Annotated in this window: 6 protein-coding genes; 5 read left to right on the top strand and 1 reads right to left on the bottom strand. The window is 37.7% G+C overall.

Translation table 11 applies throughout. From position 1 onward, the window contains the following. Nucleotides 1-12 precede the first annotated feature (12 nt). On the bottom strand, nt 13-1,488 hold the full coding sequence (locus HMPREF9447_RS21890) for a sialate O-acetylesterase (protein WP_009131972.1): 1,476 nt from the start codon (nt 1,486-1,488) through the stop codon (nt 13-15). 202 nt (nt 1,489-1,690) lie between these two features. Between HMPREF9447_RS21890 and HMPREF9447_RS21885 the strand changes: the two genes are divergently transcribed. The 5 genes from HMPREF9447_RS21885 to HMPREF9447_RS21865 all read left to right on the top strand — a co-directional run bounded on the left by HMPREF9447_RS21885 (nt 1,691) and on the right by HMPREF9447_RS21865 (nt 16,738). Further along, entirely contained in the window at nt 1,691-4,210 is a 2,520-nt protein-coding gene (locus HMPREF9447_RS21885) for an AfsR/SARP family transcriptional regulator (protein ID WP_009131971.1), read from the top strand. A 178-nt stretch (nt 4,211-4,388) separates the two neighbouring features. Then, on the top strand, nt 4,389-6,302 hold the full coding sequence (locus tag HMPREF9447_RS21880; protein ID WP_009131970.1) for an MGH1-like glycoside hydrolase domain-containing protein: 1,914 nt from the start codon (nt 4,389-4,391) through the stop codon (nt 6,300-6,302). Between the two features lie 9 nt (nt 6,303-6,311). Next, the gene (locus HMPREF9447_RS21875; RefSeq protein WP_009131969.1) at nt 6,312-9,119 is read left to right on the top strand and encodes a glycoside hydrolase family 31 protein; all 2,808 of its coding nucleotides are present in this window, start codon (nt 6,312-6,314) and stop codon (nt 9,117-9,119) included. Then, a complete protein-coding gene (locus HMPREF9447_RS28940) occupies nt 9,116-13,165 on the top strand; it encodes a hypothetical protein (protein WP_009131968.1) in 4,050 nt (1,349 codons plus the stop codon). The genes HMPREF9447_RS21875 and HMPREF9447_RS28940 overlap by 4 nt, the downstream gene beginning before the upstream one ends. A 393-nt stretch (nt 13,166-13,558) precedes the next feature. Next, nucleotides 13,559-16,738 (top strand): SusC/RagA family TonB-linked outer membrane protein, encoded by a 3,180-nt coding sequence (locus tag HMPREF9447_RS21865; RefSeq protein ID WP_009131967.1) that lies wholly within the window; start codon nt 13,559-13,561, stop codon nt 16,736-16,738. Nucleotides 16,739-16,762 lie beyond the last annotated feature (24 nt).

Genomic DNA, 16,762 nt, shown 5'->3' with positions numbered 1-16,762 from the left:
AGAGTTTGATATTTACCAATTGTCCGTTCTGAAGGGAGCTACGGGGATACCATAGATGTTGAATACGCTTGCTTTGACGTAGTTTTTATAAGCATATCGGACGGCTACCGGATGCTGTACTTTATCGCATGATACGGCAAGACGGGTAGTCTTGGTTTCTATTTCAGCATGGGCCGGGTAGAAAACTTTATCTTCACCGGCAATTTCAAATCCTTCGAGCGGGGTCCACATGGGACAAAGTCCACGTTGTGCGTTGTCCACATTGATGTATATTTTGTTACCTGATATTTCCATGGATTTATAAATAGGAGTGGCGTAACCGAATCCTTTTCGTCCATAGGTTTGGGCAAGTGCCCAAAGAGCCAGACGATTACCTACCGTTTCTTTATCTGTCGGGTGGATGAAGACCGGATGACCTATATCCAGAGTGGTGACCATTCCGCTGTTAGAGATATCCTTCATATTTTGTTGTTGGACTTCACGCATGCGGGCGGCTGAGGTGCCATCGGCACCTTCATAATTGAAGGGAGCAATCTCTACAAAGTAAAAAGGAAATTCTCCTATATTCCATTTGCTGCGTAAGTCTTTGACAAAAGCAGGCATCAGACTTTGGTATAAATCAGCATTGTCACGATTACTTTCGCCTTGATACCAAAGGAAGCCTTTAATGGTGAAATTAGTGAAAGGAGCTATTTTCCCATTGTAGAGTACACATGGGGTAGCTGTGATATTTTTTACAGGTTCATCATTGTCGAGTATGGCTAAATCAATACTTTTAAATGGGCTTATGGCTTCCCGACTCATCCATGCTTCTACTTTTGACCCTCCAAGAGAAGATACAATAATACCAACCGGTACTTCTAAAACTTCCTGAATATATCGGGCGAAAAAGTAAGCTGCTGCACTTGTGTGGGATACGTTGACTGGAGTATTCTCTAACCACTCACCTTTACAATCTTCCTGTGGCGTTTTGCTATATTGCCGTACCCATCTTCCATCTTTAGAATCGGTGTTGTAGATGCGAATTGGGGTAGAGGCTTTCGCTTTGGTTATGATATCGTTTGTGCCCTGAGTGGGTTGGCGGTCGAAACCACTCATGGGCATTTCCATATTCGATTGTCCGGAGCAGAACCAGACTTCACCTATTAATATATTTTTCAATGTTAGAGCCTCTCCATCGCTGAATGTAATTTCATAGGGGCCTCCGGCTGTTGGTGTGGAGACACTTAATAACCATTTTCCTTGCTTGTCTGCAGTCGTTTTATACGTTTTGTTATCCCATGATGTTTTTATGGTAACAGACGAATTTTCTTTGGCTTTTCCCCATAGTTTTACATCTGTTTGTTGCTGCAATACCATGTTGCTACTGAGTACAGAGGGTAGTTGTACTTTGGCTTCTACCAATGTAGAGATAGATAAGAAATGTACCAATAGTAAAAAAGTAATCAACGATTTTACTTTCATGCGACTAAGAAAAAGTTTTTTCATAATACTGTTTTAATTTGATAATAGAACAAGTCTTTTGTCCTTTGCAGCAAAAGTATATCAGGGATATTACTTCTCTGATTAATTTGTTATTAATTTGCGCATAATATCGGTTTAATTGAATTCAGATTCCAAATTTTTGTGTCCTTTATTTGTTATGGGGGATTTTTTTATACCTTTGCAGAGTGTTCTTTAACGAGATACTATGAAAAGTAAATTGCTAATTTGGATATTGTGTTTCTTCTCATTGGGAAATTTGAAGGTGTTGGCTTCTATAGATTATGGCCTTCATTTCAAATCTCATTCTGTGCCAGGCAATGAACGCACCTCTTTGTCTCTTAATGAGAACTCTCCTTTTCATGTGGAGAATGAGTTTATTATAGATTTTCAAATGTGGGTTCGCAATGAGCCCGACTTCGGGGCTATCCTCCATTTATGTACAAATGAAAATCAATTTCTTCATTTTGTTTTTGCTGCAGGTGATAATAACAGGAATTTTCCTGCTCTCGTTTTTAATGAGGGAATGTTTGCTATTAATACCAATATTGAAAAAGGCAAATGGATTCCTGTGTCTTTACACCTTAATATAAAAGAGAATCAAATTGATTTGAAATATGACAGTAAGGATACTACGATGGTAGTGCCTTTGCGTGGTACCAAAGACATTACGGTCTTGTTTGGAAAATCTCCATATTTCTCTGCAGATGTAGTTCCTATGGATATTAGGGATATAAAGATCACCCGTGATGGAGAACTGATAAGATATTGGAAGTTGTGGAAGCATAATGCTGATGTTTGTCTTGACGAAATTGAAGGAGCTGTGGCATTAGCATCTTATCCTTCATGGCTGATCGATAATCATATTGAATGGCGGAAAATATATGCAGAGAAAACCTCAGACCGCTTGGATATTGCTTTTAATGCCCGTGATGCCTTGTTTTATCTTGTGCGACAAAACAAAATAGAAATATTAAATGGTATTTCTGGTAACCAGAACGAAGTTTCCATTGTAGAGGGGTATCCGGCTATGGAATATACAGACCACATGGTTTATGATACACTAACCAATCGGTTATTGTCTTATTCTTTACACGAGAAATTGGTTTCAGCTTTGTCTGTTGACGAAGGGAAATGGAGTCTGAATGAAAGACATTTGGATGAGCCTCGTTACTACAACCATGCACGTACGTTTAATCCATCAGATTCTTCTTATTATTTTTGGGGAGGATATGGGTTCTACCAATATAGGAATAATCTATATCGGTTGAAAGCGGGTATGAAACAGGTTGAAGAAGTTGCATATACCCCTGTTATTTCTCCTCGTTACTCATCTGCAGCTGCTATAGTAGGCGACGAATTGTATATTTTTGGTGGGCGTGGAAATAAGCAGGGAAAGCAGGAATTTAATGCCCATTTTTATTACGAGTTGTGTGCCATTAACTTGAAAACGGGAAAGTCTCGTAGCGTATGGAAGAAAAGACAGGCTACGGATGTATTGTTGATGGCGTCTTCTATGTACTTTGAACCTTCGGACAGTTCTTTTTATGCTGTTAGTATGAAAGGCGGAGGAAGTCTTTGGAAGGTTTTTATGAATGATTCTGCTTGGGTGGAGATATCGAAACCTATTCATAATGATTTAGTTTATCAGGATTGCGATTTTAGTTTTTATTCATCGCCTGCTCATCATAAGCTATATTTGGTTATGGATAAAATATTGAGTGACCGCACACACGATGTGTCTATCTATTCTATTAATACTCCATTGTTGAATGATAATGAAATTGCGCAGGTTGTAGATAAACATTCTGCTCCAGTGTGGCTATGGTGGTTATGTGGCATACTATTGCTGGGAGGAACGGTTTTTCTTTTCTACCGGATAAAGTATAGCAGAAAGAGAATGGATTTTGAAGATATAAAAATAAATAATGCTCAAACGGAGGCACTCGTTGTTAATGAAGCCACGGAGGAGATTGCAGTGGAAGAAAAGTATTTTGATCGTAGTCGCTCGGCTATTTCTTTGTTGGGTACATTTAATGTTCGTGATAAAGATGGCAATGATATAACAGGAGCTTTTACACCACGATTGAAAAGCTTGCTTATATTACTGGTCCTTTATACTGAGAAGAATAAGCAAGGCATTTTGACTAAGAAAGCTACAGATATTCTGTGGTCGGACAAAGAAGAGGAATCTGCTCGTAATAATCGTAATGTGACTTTGCGTAAGTTGCGTGTATTGCTAGAAAAAGTAGGTGATGTGGAAGTTGTCAGTGATACGGGATTTTTGTGTATCCGGTGGGGTGAGAAAGTTTTCTGTGACTATTGTATGGCATTAAATTGTATTCGTCAATTCAAGGAAAACGGTGAACATGGAGATGACCAACTCCTAAATCAGATATTGGAGATTTTGTTGTATGGTCCGTTGCTGTCAAATACTATTGTTGATTGGTTAGATGAGTTTAAAGATTCTTATTCCAGCCTTTCTATTGATTTGCTGAGGAATTTGTTGGATGTACAACGCAATAATTATGATACGGTATTACGTATTGCTGATATCCTGTTCTTGCATGATCCTCTGAATGAAGAAGCTTTGGCAGCCAAATGTTCTATTCTTTTTATACAAGGTAAAAAAGGTATTGCAAAGAGTGTATATGACCGTTTTTGCAAAGAGTATAAAGATTCATTAGGAGAGGAATATAAGGTCCCCTTATGCAATTTATATCGATGATAATTTCTTAAAGTAAGAAAAAGCGCTTAATCATAACAATTAAGCGCTTTTTTAATGTCCAATTAATAAAGGATGGCTCTGTTTTTTAAGACTAAGGCTTTTATTTTGCATTCGTGGAAGTATTCCTGAAACCTTCCATATGAGAAGTTTAACTGATGTCTAATTTAGTCTTTAAACAATGAAAAAGCACTTATTGATCGGATTGTTTTTAGTAGGGCTGTTTATCTATCCTATTAAGGTCATTTCAGGTAACACTCCTGAAGAATTATATGAGAGTTTGCAAAAACGATTGGCTTCCGGTTGGAACACTTGGGATACTCGTAGTGTGTTGACTCATGTATTTCTTCCTTATGGCTTTGCTGTCGACCTGAATATGATGGATACAGATGGGAGTCGCGTGAGGAAATTCAGAATCGGAGATAGAGCTAAAGAGGCACCGTTATTGCAGCCGGGACCTCATTCATTTGATGGAGCTTATACCAAAATGACCATAGATTGGAGAGGATATAAGTTACAGGTAGAAAGTGCTGCTATGGGGCTTAAAAATATAATTCTAATCAGACCACTGACTGAGACGAAGAAAGGAGGACGATTGGTGGTTATCCCTGAAAGTCTTTGGAAACGGGGCAATACACTTAGCGTGGATAGTTTAGGATTTACATTGGCATCACGTGATAAAGTTGTTGAAATAAAAACTTATATAGAGGGTGAACTTCTGGAAAAAAAAGGAAGGGAGTTTATTCTGTCTTTAGATACTCCGGTTGCTATCTGTTGCGGAGAAAATATGGGATTAGATGATGCAATTGCTTTTATTAATAATCGTGCCCGGGATTTTATTAATTCTAATCAGAAACAGTTTGGTGCAAATTATGATTGTTATAATGCCATGCAAAGTGTTTTGGCTTGGGATAATATATATGATCCTGGTATTAGGAGAGTGATTACTCCTGTAAGCCGGATTTGGAGTTCCGAATGGTTTGCCAGTGAAGATTTTGGTGGTTTCACACTGTTCTGCTGGGATACTTACTTTGCATCGATGATGCTCGCTGTTGGTAATAAAGAATTGGCTTATGCAAATGCTGTAGAGATAACTAAAGCAATAACAGAGCGTGGATTTGTACCCAACTGTTTTTATAGCAATAATTTTAAATCAAGAGATCGTTCTCAGCCACCTGTTGGTTCTTTGGCTGTCTGGACAATATATAAGCAATATCAGGAAAAATGGTTCTTGGAGTTATTGTATAAAGAATTACTAACCTGGAATCGCTGGTGGAGCCAGAATAGAGAGGATAGAGGGTTATTGTGCTTAGGTAGTAATCCTTATGAAAAGGTTACTTATTTCAGGTCTGAGTTTGATACGGATTGTCATTATGGTGCTGTTTTGGAATCAGGATTGGATAATTCGCCAATGTATGATGGAGTGCCTTTTAATAAGCAAAAACATTTGCTGGAACAGCATGATGTAGGTATGTCTTCTTTATATATTATGGATTGTGATTATCTGGCTTTAATAGCGGAAGAACTTGGCTATAAAAAAGATGTAACCGAACTTAGAAAACGTGCGGAATATTATCGTAACAATTTGGCAGGATTATGGGATGATAAGACTGGATTTTACTATAATCGTTCTACCAGAGATCTGAAATTTAATTATCGTACTTCACCCACTTGTTTTTATCCATTGCTGGCAAAAGTGCCTACACAGAGTCAAGCGGAAAGGATGATAAAAGAGCATTTACTGGATACTGATGAATTCTGGGGGGAATATATAATACCTTCTGTTCCTAAAAATGATCCTGCATTTAAAGATAATGAGTATTGGCGGGGACGCATTTGGGCACCATTGAATTTTTTGGTGTACCTGGGATTGAATAATTATGAATTTCCGGAAGTGAGACATGCCTTTGCCGAAAAATCTCAAAAATTATTATTGAAATCCTGGTTATCGCATGGATATGTCTTTGAGAATTATAATGCTCTCACTGGTGAAGGTGATGATGTTGTGCGAAGTGATAAGTTCTACCATTGGGGCGCTTTATTGGGGTATATCTCTCTTATGGAGAATGGAGTTGTAAGTAAATGTTGTAAATAATAGTCGATTATGAAAAATATAATTTTGATTCTCAGTATCTTATTTTGTTCAGTTTCTATTGTATATGCTCAAAAACAGCCTGTATTAAAGGATTCCTGGAAAGGGGATATGACCTCTGTAAAGCAAGAAAAAGGAAGTCTGAAGATAGCATCTGTTGCTGCGCCTGAAATGTGTTGGCATTTAGATGCCTCTTCTAAAAAGGTGAGTATGTATAGAGATGTGCAATTGAACGATGTGAATGGAACAGTTTGGTGTAGTTTTCTGGCGTTGAAAGAAAAAGGAAACTCGCGTTTGGGCTTTTCATTTGAGAAAGGTAATAGTGAAAAAATATTTGTTGAAGTCAAACAGACGCAGGAGCCGCAGTTGGTTGTAGTGCGTATCGATTTTTCTGAAGAGGCTGATAAGGCATATGTTTTTTATAGTCCTACCGCAGCTTCTGTGCCTGATTTGGAAAATGCTGAGTATACTTTATCAGGTAAATTTGATTTTGATCGTATTAGAATCATAGCAGAAAAACGGAGTAAAGGGATTTTTAGCGATGTCTCTTTGGGTGAGAATTACCATGATGTAGTACATCCTAATGTCTTACAAGTCGTGGCTAAGGAAGGACAACCACAAACTGTTCTTTCTTGGGAAAAGAAACAGCAGGCTTTATGGATTCAGACTTCGGGCGGAACTTTGTATTTGCAACCCTATAATATAGGAAGTGTACATGTGATGTTCGGCTCTGAGAATGAAATAAAAGAATATAAGAGTTTTGCCGTAACGCAACAGGCAAAAGTGGCAGAGTTTAAAGTGGAAGATACTCAGGAAAATATTGTATTGCGTTCTTCCCGTTTAGTTGTTACTGTAAATAAGAATAAAGGCTATATCAGTCTGCTTGATGAGTCTGGGAAAATCTTATTGAAAGAGTTCCCTGAAAAAGCGAGAATGAATATATGTGGAGATTCTGTCAATGCATATTGTAAGTTCCAGTTGCGGGATGAAGAAGCTTTATATGGTTTGGGCCAGTTTAGAGATAACTTGATGAACTTGCGGAATGCCAAGCGGGAACTGGTTCAGTTTAATACGCAAGCTGCGGTACCGGTTATTTATTCTACTGGCCGTTGGGGATTGTTTTGGGATAATCCTTCCCGGACTATTTATACAGACAATAGTACCGGTATGAGTTTGGCTTCTGATTACGGTAAGATCGTTAACTATTATCTTTTTGTTGGTGATAAAATGGATGATTTAGTGGCTGCATATCGTTCTTTGACGGGAGTGGCTCCGATGTTGCCCGATTGGGCTTTAGGTTATCACCAAAGCCGTAATCGTTATGCTACTCAAAAAGAAGTGATGGATGTAGCCAAGAGAATGAAGGAAGAGGATATTCCTGCAAGTACTATCTTTATAGATTATCATTATTGGGGTAAGTACGGAACAGGTTCACATAGGTTTGATGAAACTTTATTCCCTGATGTTCCTTCAATGTTGGATAGTCTTCATAACGTTTATGACATGAAGGTAGTTCTGACAATGTGGCCCTGCTTCAAACCAGGTATCCCTAATTATAATGAAATGTCACAAAAAGGGTATATATTGGAAGGAGCAAAAGCTATTGACGGCTATATATATGATACTTTTAATCCAGATGCAGCCAAGATGTATTGGGATAAGGTATCTTCTTTAGTGGACTTGAATATTGATGGTTGGTTTTTGGATGGACCGGAACCTGACCATGTAGCCTCATACTTACCACTTAATACTTATGCCGGATCAGCCCAGAAAGTACGAAATGTATATCCTTTGGTTCATGCATCCCATTTTTATGAAGGAATAACCAAAGCTCGTCCCGATATCCGCCCTTATTTGTTGACCCGCTGTGCATGGGCTTCCCAACAAAAGTGGGGAACAGCTGTCTGGTCTGGTGATATTCCAACGACATTTGCCGAATTACAAACGCAAGTAGCAGCAGGATTAAACTTTACAGCAACGGGAATTCCCTACTGGACTACAGACATTGGTGGTTATTCAGGAGGAGACCCGTCTAAAAAAGATTATCAGGAATTGTTTGTACGTTGGTTTCAGTATGGAACATTCTGTCCCGTTTTTCGCTGCCATGGGCGTCGTTATCCGGGAGATACGAAAGCACCGAATGAGTTATGGGCATACGGTCCAGAGGTACAACGTATCTGTACTGATCTTATAAAATTACGATATCGGCTTTTGCCTTATATTTATACTCTATCAGGTAAAGTTACTCACGAGCATTATACGCCAATGCGCTTACTGGCTTTTGATTTTGCTTATGATCAAAATGTATTAGACTGTAAAGATCAGTTTATGTATGGACCTGCTCTCTTGGTTTGCCCCGTTTTGGAGGCAGGAGCAACTTCCCGTTCTGTATATTTGCCACAAGGATATACTTGGGTAGATTTCTGGACTGGTGCAATCTACCAAGGAGGGACTACAATCACAGCAGACGCACCTCTGGATAAAATGCCTTTGTTTGTGAAGTCTGGTTCTATCATCCCCTATTATACTTCTGTTGAGAAAAATATTAATGTTGATGTTCCGCTTGAAATTCATGTCTTTGGTGGGGAAAATGCAAGCTTCGATTTATATGAAGATGATGGTGAGACATTGAAATATAAAAATGGCAATTATAGTACTATTCCGTTTAAGTGGAATGATCGTACAAAGGAATTTATAGTTGGAAAACGCACTGGCGACTATGCAGTAAAGGACAGGGACCTTATTATTAAACTCAAAGGTAAAGATGTGATAAAGAGGATAAAATATAGTGGTAAAGAAATAAAAGTTATATTGAAATGAGTCTCAGGAGATTTATAATAGTTAGTTTCTTTTTCTTATCTTTCTTTGCAAATCTTTTTGCAGATGGAAGTGTTAGGGGATGGATTATTCTGTCTGACAATATGGAACGTGCTATCCGGACAATAAAAACAGCAAAAGAGTATAATATCAATCAGCTTCAGTTGTCCCATGAGATCATCCATGATTTAAAGGCCATTAAAGAAGAAAAAGTATGTGAACAGGTTAATAAACTCATTCGTCTTGCACATTTAGAAGGTATTGATGAAGTGTTGCTTTGGGATCATAGCTTATATTCTCTGGATTATTATCCATCGTGTTTTAGAACAGGGCCTAATGGTACAATAAATCTGGATAATCCTAAATTCTGGGAATGGTTTAAAGATGACTATCGCCGGATGCTCAACAGGGCTCCTGAAGCAGATGGACTTGTGCTAACATTTATTGAAACTGGAGCTTATGCGGAAAAGCAGTACTCAATGAATATGAAAACCCCTGAGGAAAAACTGGCAGCTGTTGTAAATGCTATTTCCGATGTCGTTATTGGTGAAAGAGGAAAGAAACTCTATATTCGTACTTTTGCTTATTCGGAAGAAGAGTATAAGAGTACTGTTGGATGTATAGAGCATATAAAGAGTGATAAGGTCATTTTAATGATGAAAGAAACCCCTCATGATTTCTTTCTGACGCATCCGGATAACTCCTATATCAGAAAGATGAATAGACCTACAATTGTAGAGTTTGATTCTGGTAATGAATACAGTGGGCAAGGTGTTGTTGCTAACACATGGCCTGAATATACAATGAAAAGATGGGGTAGTTATATTAACTGTCCCAATGTTACCGGATATGTTGCAAGGACGGATCGTTATGGGGACACCAGCATATTAGGAACTGCTAATGAAATTCAGTTGTATGCATTGAAGCGGATGACAGAAGAACAAACTGTATCTCCAATGCAAATTTATAATGAATTTATTACGTCAAGGTATGGTGAGGATGCTTTATTACCCATTAGAAAAGCATTTCAAAGTGCATATGATATAGTTACATCTGTTTTTTATACCTTAGGAACAAATCTAACAGATCATTCCTCTCTAAATTATGAAAATAATAAATGGGGATATAGCAGGCATGTGTCTGGAAGGTGGATTGATCCGCCTATGGTTCATGTTGAACATAACATAAATAGAACATTTCATTATTGGAAAGATATTATAAATCATATTGCTCCTGTACACTTTAAATCGTTATCATCTCCATTAGCTATTGAAGTGAAGTCAGTATTTGATAACCAATGGATAGAATCTGATGAAAAACTGGATAGTGTATATTATAATTATATTATAACAGAAAAACAGTATGGAGTTAAACTTGCTTCTGAAGCAGTATCTGAAATAGAAAAAGTAAAACCATTATTAGAATCTGCGACATATAATGATTTATACCAACTATTTTATCGTACTTATTTGACTGCATGTTTGCATGAAGCTGTATGTACGGCCTATTATGGTTCCAGAATATATGTCAGAGCCAAGCAGTTTCATCCTGAAGGTTTGAAGAAACGTATTTTTTTATCTCTGAAAAAGATAGAACAAGTTTCGGAGGATATGAATTTATTGGCGAATGCATATCCTATCGGTCAATATAATTGGTTGAATGATGCAAAAACCGCATTAAAATACAGAGATAAGGTCTTGAAGATATTGAAGGAACATGGTTCAGAATCTGATATTACTGAAAGAAGCTTGTCAAAGGCAGAATATTTTTCTTGGATAAACAACACTAATGAAGGAACTACAGAATCACAGACATTGGCCAATTTGGATTTTTTTGAATGGCTTCGTCAGGAATATGGGATGCGGTTGGATATATATGCTTTTGATGCAGGGTTGATTGATGGTAAAAATATTTATGGGAGTATAAACTCCCAACGGTTTAAGAATAAATTCCCTAAAGGGTTGGATTCTACTTATCTAAAGACTAAACAGAATGGAGTACGTTTAGGGCTTTGGGGAGGACCAGATGGTTTTGGGGATACTCCGGAGAGTGCAGAGGAAAGAAAAGAGATGTTAGTATCACTCTGCCGTAATTATGATTGGGCTCTTTTTAAATTTGATGCAGTTTGTGGTCCATTGAGAGAAGAGAAAGAAGATCTTTTTGTGGATATGATTGGAGAGTGTAGGAAATATTCTCCAGACTTAATTCTTTTGAATCATCGTTTAGGGTTGAAAAAGGCGGAACAATGTGCAACAACTTTTTTGTGGGAGGGCAAAGAGAGCTATATTGATGTAAATTCATTCAATACATGTGCAGCTCCTCACAATAGAGTAGGAGCATTGGGAAGAGGTATTGTACCTGATTTGAAAAGATTAACAGAGGACCATGGGGTTTGCCTTTCTTCCTGTTTGGATTATTGGGAAGATGAACTTGTTTTACAGGCATTTAATAGGTCTTTGTTACTTTCTCCTCAAATATATGGCAATCCTTGGCTATTATCAGATAGGGAGTTTCCCAAATTGGCGAGAATTTTTAATCTACATCGAAATTTTTCAGGTTTATTGGTAGATGGTGTAGAACTACCTCCAGCCTATGGGAAGTATGCTGTTTCGAGGGGAGATAATAAAACGAGGTTGATAACATTGAGGAATTTGACTTGGGAACCTCAGAAAGTCAATATTGTGTTAAATCATGAGATCGGTCTGGAAGAATGTAAACATGTTAAGTGCCGGTTATATCATCCTGTTGAAAAGATATTAGGTATTTACAACTATGGAGAATCTGTTGAAGTTACCGTATTACCGTTCAGGTCAATGTTGTTTTATGCTTCTGCAGATGAAAGTCTGGATGGTATTGGAGTAGAAGGGATTGATTTTGAAATAATAAAAGATGTAGCGGGGAAACCGATTGAAATAAATTTATTGGGATTTGCAGGAACGCAAGCGCACATCAAATTAAATAATTTATCCAGTGTTGAAAAGATAGAAATGGATGGGCAGGATGTTACAAAGAAATTGAGTAATTCTAAAACGATGAATATAAATTTTGAAGGTGGTAAATACTCAAAATCTTATCATCGGAAAATTGTCGATTTATCTCCTGTATCTGTACCTTATGATGTAAATACCTTATATGAGGCTACGGTGTTTGCTGCAGATAATAATGCAATGGAAGTTCGTTCTCTATATCGTTCGGGAGCAACAAAGATTAAACAGGTAGAGGCGGCTCGTAACGCTTTTTTTAATCAGTCTGCCTTTGTTAATCGTGGTGTTTGGGATAAATATTTATTTGATGGCAATATGAAGACAGGATTTTGGCCATCAAAAAGAAAAGGTGATATTCGAATAAAGGGTGGTTGTTTTCGTTTGGATCTTGGAGAAAGTCTATTGGTAGATAGTATTCTTATAAAAGTAAATAACGAGTATGAATTGCAACCTTTGTTGGTTGATGAAGGCAATGTTGCTTATATTTCATCCGATCTGAAGGGTTGGAGGCCTGTATCCTTTTGGGCTGGTGCAACAATGAGTCTAAAAGTAGGGGAGCATATGAGGTATCTTAAAATGAAACCTTTTCCTGATGCAATAGCCGAAGTGGAAGTATATGCTGCTGGAAAAAAGATAGAGCCTGATAACTTTAGAGCCAATAATCTTTTTGCTGATACCTCTGTAATGAGATGTGCTGGTACTTGGAAAGCTATGTTTCGGTTGGACGAGATTGCTCCTGATAGCTACCTTTGTGTAGCTGTAAACGGGAAGCATGGCGTAGAGGGGGCATATGTCACATTAAAAGTAGATGGTCAATATATAGGAGCATCCTCCAGGGCAACTTCTTATCCGGCTAACCCATGGGAAAATACGACTGTACAATCTGACTCCAATTATACTTATTTTTTTGAGTTAGATGAAAATTTTAAAAATAAAGATATAGAGGTGTTTCTGCTAGCTTATGATGAAAAGAACCTCTCTTTATCTCCTGAAGTTTGGATTACTGCTTATCCGATACCTCATGAAAAAAAGACATTAGTGATTCATCAATCTCCTACAGAATAATCGCTCTGATAGCCATATGGTCAACATAGAACGAAAAAAAAGTTCTTATTTGTTCTAGATCATTCTATATGTTGGTAAAGAAGCGATTAATCTTTTAATTTAATTCAAAATTAAGCACCAGATAAGCGTGATATCACTCAATTTTTAATCTTTGGTATATAATTTTGTCGTATCAAAACGATAATAATAGGTTCGATAATAAGTTCTTTTTTAAGAATAAAATACAAGATTGTATTTAGGATAACAATTTAAAAAAGACAAGGAAATTAAAAGAATACATAACTTTAAAAGAAATGCATATGAAAAATACAAGTTAACCAAAGACACATCCTTCCTACTTATTAATTTAAAGGATACGTTATTTTATGAAAAACAATTTTAAAAGTGAGATGTATGAAACACATGAAAAACAAATCTAATTTTGTGAGAGTTAGCAAATACGCTTCTTGGTATATGCTAATGATGTTCTTGATGGTGCTTACTCCGATGCGTGCACAAACTTCCCGAAGTATATCCGGGCAGATTGTTGATGAATTAGGTGAAGCAATTATTGGTGCTAATGTCACGGTCGTTGGTAATAAAGCACTGGGTACTATTACCGATGTTGACGGTAACTTTAATCTTAAAGTTCCTGCAGGAGCAACGTTGGAAATCTCCTATATTGGTTATATAACTAAAAAAATGAAGTTGGATAATAAAACTTCTTATAAGATTGTTCTGCAGGAAGACTCAAACCAGTTGGATGAGGTAGTAGTGGTAGGATATGGAACACAAAAGAAAGCTACTATAACGGGTGCTGTATCTGCTGTGGATAATGACGAAATTATCTCTACCAAAAGTAACAATATTCAGAATATGTTGACAGGTAAATTGCCGGGTGTTCGAAATATACAAAAAACATCTGAGCCAGGACAGTTTACCAATCAGTTTGATATTCGTGGTTTGGGTGCACCTTTGTTAATTGTTGACGGTGTGCCACGTGGGGATATGCCGCGTATGGACCCGAATGATGTGGAGAGTATTTCTGTATTGAAAGATGCATCGGCTGCTATTTATGGTGTGCGTGCAGCTAATGGTGTAGTGCTGATTACTACTAAAAAAGGAGAAAAGGGAAAAGCTAAGATTGAGTATTCAGCTTATTATGGTATTCAAACACCGGCTGAAATATTGCGTCCTCTTCGCTCACGCGACCGTGCTATTCTGTATAATGAGACTACTATGCGTAGTACTTCTAACCCTGTTTTAACGTACGATGATTCGTATTTTGAGCAACTGGCGAATGGTGAAATGGCTGATACAGACTGGTATGATGCAGTTATGAAGAAGACTGCTCCTCAACAGCAACATAATATATCTGTCAGTGGAGGTAGTGAGAAGGTAGATTATTATGTTAATTTTGGTTATAACGATCAAGGTAGTTTCTTCCGCACTAATTCTGCTAATTACCACCGTTACAATTTGCGTTCTAACTTGAATGCTCAAATTACAAAGAATTTGAAGGCAGGCGTTAAGTTGAATATGATTATGGACGAAACTAACCGGCAAAATATGTCTAGTTGGGAGGTCTTCAAGATGCTTTGGCGCTCACGTCCTACAGATCCGGTATATGCTAATAATACTGATCCTTACTACTATCATCCGGATGTGGAATTTAACCCGGCTGCTGTTATCCGTCCTGATTTAGCTGGATATGTAAAAGACAAGAAGAATATCTTCCAGTCTAATATGCAGTTAGAATATACAGTTCCATGGGTCAAGGGATTGACAGCCAAAGGTATGTTCAGCTATGATAAAACTTATAACGATAATGCAAATTATAAGCAAGAGTATAACGAGTACCGTTATAATGCCGTTACAGAGCAATATGATGTAGCTGCTACTCGAAATAGTAAAACTGAGTTGAAACGTGTATTTAGTACATCTTATTCTACATTGTGGAATGTACAATTAAATTATGACAATACATTTGCTGATAAACATCATGTTGGTGCTATGATGCTTTATGAAGAGGGATATAACCAAGGATATGACTTTAGTGCGAAACGCTATTTCGAAATTCCCATTCCTTATCTGTTTGCAGGTAATACTGAAAATCAGGAAGGAACAGGAAGTGGCTTGTCAGAGAATGCTTCCAGGGCTTTGGTTGGTCGATTCAATTATGATTATGCAGGAAAGTATATAGGTGAATTCTCTTTCCGTTATGATGGCTCGTCTAAATTCCCTAAAGGCAAGCAATGGGGATTCTTCCCAAGTGTGCTGTTGGCTTACCGTATTTCTGAAGAAGCATTTATGAAAGATAATCTTCCTTTCGTTTCTAACTTGAAGATAAGAGGCTCTTGGGGAAAGCTTGGAGATGATGGTGCTTCTCAGTTCCAGTTTATCGAAGGGTATGATTATCCCCAGTCATATCATAACAGACAAAATCTTCCGAGAGGATATGTATTCGGTAATACATTTACCAATGCGCTTGGATTTAGAAATGCGCCGAATCTGGATTTGACTTGGTATACATCTACTATGATAAACCTTGGTATTGATGCAGACTTTTGGGGTGGCCTGTTTGGCTTCTCTGTAGACTTCTTCCAGCGTGACCGTGATGGTCTGTTGGCTACTCCGAGTGTTATTGTGCCGGCTACATTTGGTTCTGGTATTTCTCAAGCTAACATGAACTCGGATCGTACTAAGGGTTTTGAAGTTGTTTTGCGTCATAATAACCAGATTAACCAGTTCAGATACAATGCAAGTCTTTCTGTACAGATGACTCGTAGTATGTGGACGAAAAAAGTAATGCCTGAGCGTTCTAATTCTTATGATTATTGGCGTAATAATTATATCAACCGTTACAAAGATATTTGGTTTGGAAAAGGCTCTAACGGCCAATATCAATCATATGATGAAATAGCTAATTCTATTTATGCTAATGCAGGTTCACTTCCTGGTGACCCGATTTATGAAGACTGGAATGGTGACGGTGTCATCGATGACCAGGATAAACATCCGATTGCTACAACTACGAATAGTGACAATAACGGAGGACTTCCCGGTACCAACCTTAACGATGCCCGTAACTATCCGCTTATGAACTTCAGTTTGACATTGGGTGGTCAGTGGAAATGGATTGACTTTAACTTATTGTTCCAAGGTGCAGCTATGTCTTATATTGGTTATGGTGAACAGTTATTGAACCCGCTTTCTTGGGATGGAAATGCTCTTGACCTGTTGTATGACAGATGGCATCCAGTTGATGCGAAGAAAGATCCGTATGATCCTACTAATAAATGGGTTTCCGGTTGGTACCCATATGGTAAAACTAGAGCAGAGGAAACTTCTGAGTTCAACTTACAAAATGGAGCATATCTGCGTCTGAAAAGTGTAGAACTTGGTGTTACCGTTCCCAAGAACCAAGTGCTTGACAGAATCGGAATTAAGAATTTGCGTGTATTCGTGAATGCTTATAACGTATTTACTATTACAGGTGTAAAAGGACTTGACCCTGAAAAGCCTTCTGAAACATATGGTTATCTTTATCCGTTGAGTAGAACTTACAACTTCGGTGGAACCATCACATTCTAATAGTACTGGATTATAAATATGCTA

This window comes from Bacteroides oleiciplenus YIT 12058, assembly GCF_000315485.1.
Lineage (GTDB): Bacteria > Bacteroidota > Bacteroidia > Bacteroidales > Bacteroidaceae > Bacteroides > Bacteroides oleiciplenus.
The sequence above is the reverse complement of the archived record's forward strand: the minus strand, read 5'-3'. Positions and strand labels throughout refer to the sequence as shown.